The sequence below is a fragment of the Gilliamella sp. WF3-4 genome (genome assembly GCF_001690275.1).
In the GTDB taxonomy this organism is placed as follows: Bacteria; Pseudomonadota; Gammaproteobacteria; order Enterobacterales; family Orbaceae; genus Gilliamella; species Gilliamella apicola_C.
The window spans coordinates 1-3211 of sequence record NZ_LZGW01000053.1; the positions used below are offsets into that span (position 1 = coordinate 1).

Here is a 3211-nt window from a genome sequence, read left to right on the forward strand (position 1 = left end):
TAGGCAGTAGTGACGAGTTACAAGCATATAGAGAAATGCTTGAAGCTCAAGAACACACAAAAAATAGAACTATATTTGGTATACCTTATCAAAAAAATGAAAAGTTATTTCAGTATACATTTTTTGATGGTATTTTTGATGGTACAAAGAATATTGATAATGAATACAGCATAACCACTCGAGCAGGAGGAGTCCTTCAGATTGGGTTTGCTGCTATCGATGGGTTTGGAGCAGCCGCATTATTACCAGGTTGCAGCTCAGCGGTGGGATGTATACCAAGTGCATATCTAACATGGTCAATGGCTGATAATGGCATAACGGGAGCAATGACCGTTTATTATGGCAAAACTTATCATACGCAAACAGCCGAGGGACTAGCTAAGATATTAGGCGTGTCAGTATCAGATGCTGAATTGTTATTTTCACTTTCAACAGCTGGCGTTACTGCAAAAGGTTTTAGTGATTTAGCCTGGAAAGCGAGAGCTACAGGGCAAAAGTTATCAGCTAAAGAAGTAGAGCAAATAAGTGAGGGTATTAATAGAGTAAAAGCAGGGAAAGAACCCATACTCCCTAACGGTTATACTCAGCAAGGCAATAATATTATAGGGCCTAAAGGCGGCGTTTATACTCATACAGGAAAATTTGATGCCGCAGGCAACCCAATATATACTAATAATGGTGCTTATTACACGTTAGAAAATGGTGTAAAAACGAAGGTACCATCGCCAAATACAGGAAAAACAACCAACGGTCGCCCACATCCATCCACATCAGAAAAAGATGTTGGTGCTAGCTTATCTCCTGATTATAGAGGTCAGGTAAGTTATAAAGATGGTATAGAAGTCCCTCATGGCACAAAGGGAAGTGTAAGACCCGATTTTTGTAATGGCACAACTTGCTCAATAGAAGTAAAAAATTATGATATAGAAAAATATTCTGATAATCTGATTAATAATATTTCTAAACAAGCCATTGAACGGAAAAAACATTTACCAAATGGTATGCAACAAGAGGTTGTGATAGATATTAGAGGGCAGCATTTAACACCTGCTATGGAAGCAAAAATTACAAAAGGAATTGTTCAAAAATCCAACGGAATCATTAAAAAAGAACAAATAATATTTAAAGACAAGTAAGGGTATTTTATGCGTGATATAAAAACAGGCTTTATTGGTGGTGGAATTTGTATTGATCTAGGGACGGATAGTGATGTTCGACTATTTTTTGATTGTATTTCATATTATCTGCTACCCAAATATCCTGAGAGGGATTGGTCTGTCTTAACCGATCGTTTATACCGTCGATATTTAAAATTAGAAGATCTAGATACGGCTGAATCTTTAATGAAATTGGTCGAGGAAGAGTTTAAACAGTTAGATAGAGAAGCCATTGATTGGGGGCCTATTTTATCAGGTAAAGCCAAAAGTGATTTGGACAGAACAAAAACAACTTTATTTGATATATTTAGTGAATATTTCAGAGCGTTCTATCGCTGTATGGAGTTTGCTATTTATGAATACAAACATGAAAATCTTTATCGACCTATAATGGTGGCTATAACTACAATACCTGATGTTGTTGTTTATAAACAAATACCACTATCTGTTTTTGATAACTTAGGCGCGGATGAAAAGCCGATTTGGTGGACAGGAAAAATTCCTAAATAGCGAATATTTTTTGATTTATTGGTTTTCAGCTTTGGCAAGATATCGCTGAGCTGAAACCAACATCTCATAAAAAGGCAAGAAACAATCTAAAACAAGCTCAACAATAACCCAAAACCAAATCCAACCAAACAAAACAAACGGTATAGACTCCTGAATTATTTTTACAAAACGAAGTTGTAACTATCCTCTAACTTACGTTTTAAAAGCAATGCCAACTTTAGCCGAGAGCGAGAAAATGCGGACGGTAGTGCTTGGACAGAAAGCGTGATTGATGCGAAAAACAAACTCACCATCAAAACGGGCAACGACACTAACATCATTGGCGGCCAATTAAAAGGCAACACGGTCAACATGGATGTGGGTAACAACTTAAACATCCAATCACTGCAAGATACGGACGACTATGATTACGAAAAAATCAGTGCTTCGGTCAGTGGCAGTGCTGGCTTTGGTGGCTTTAGTGCCAACGGCTCATTATCGAGTACGGACATCGACAGCAAATGGGCAAGTGTCACCGACCAATCGGGTATTTTTGCTGGCAGTGGTGGTTTTGACATCAAGGTAGGCAACAGCACCGACCTAAAAGGGGCAGTCATCGCCTCGGAAGCCGAAGACCCGAGCAAAAACCGCCTTGATACGGGCACAATTAGCTTTAGTGATATCAAAAACAAAGCCGAATTTAACGTCAGCCATATCTTGGTCAGTGGAGGCACAGGTGGCGCGAGCGCTCAAATGGCGTATCAAAACAGTAAAAAAGACTCAAGCATCACCCACTCAGCGGTAGAGCAAGGTCAACTCATCATCCGCAACAAAGACAAACAACAACAGGATATTAATGATTTAAGCCGAGACACGGAGAATGCGAACCACACGTTAAAACCGATATTTGACAAACAAAAAGAGCTCGACAAAATCGAAACGGTAGAGCTTATCAAAGACATAGCCCAACAGACGAAAAGCATAATGGGCAAATATGACCGAATACAGGCACAAAACAAAATAGACAACGACGAAGAAATTAAAAAAGGCCTAAAAGAAAAAACCGAAAAGCAGCTAGAAAAAGAAGAGGCTAAAGCTCAACAAGAGCCAAGCTATACCCCAAAAAGCTACGACGAGCTTTACCAGCAAAATTATTATGATGCCGTCAGCGATGCAGTGGTAAAAAATGCAAAAAACAACCTTGGCACCATGGGTGGAGATGTCAGCAAAGGCATAGACTCAGCGGCTTCAATCATTACCGGCATCATCACTGGCGACGTCACGGGTGGCCTTGCAGGTGCTAGCGCACCATGGCTAGCAGAGCAAATTAAAATACATGCAGGGGATAACGAAGTAGCTCGTTTAACGGCTCACGCCATATTAGCGGGCACTATAGCCGAACTACAAGGCAACTCAGGCTTAGCGGGTGGCGCAGGCGCAGTAAGTGGCGAACTTGCTGCAGAAGCCATCCTCAATCTTTATAAAGATGATAAAGGTAAAAAGAAAGACATCAAAGACCTCACCGAAGCGGAAAAACAAAATATCAGCGCATTATCGCAACTAGC

Annotated in this window: 2 protein-coding genes and 1 pseudogene; all 3 read left to right on the top strand. The window is 40.1% G+C overall.

Annotated features, from left to right (window positions below; genetic code table 11):
- On the top strand, positions 1-1136 hold a 1136-nt coding region (locus tag A9G47_RS14385; protein ID WP_065643018.1), incomplete at its 5' end, for a hypothetical protein.
- 9 nt (positions 1137-1145) lie between these two features.
- On the top strand, positions 1146-1667 hold the full coding sequence (locus A9G47_RS12250; RefSeq protein WP_065643019.1) for a hypothetical protein: 522 nt from the start codon (positions 1146-1148) through the stop codon (positions 1665-1667).
- A 258-nt stretch (positions 1668-1925) separates the two neighbouring features.
- Positions 1926-3211: pseudogene (locus A9G47_RS14550) on the top strand (hemagglutinin repeat-containing protein); the annotation flags it as partial.

Excerpts from the sequence above, each read along its gene's own strand:
- A9G47_RS12250 (WP_065643019.1), top strand. The coding sequence starts at position 1,146 with ATGCGTGATATAAAAACAGGCTTTATTGGTGGTGGAATTTGTATTGAT.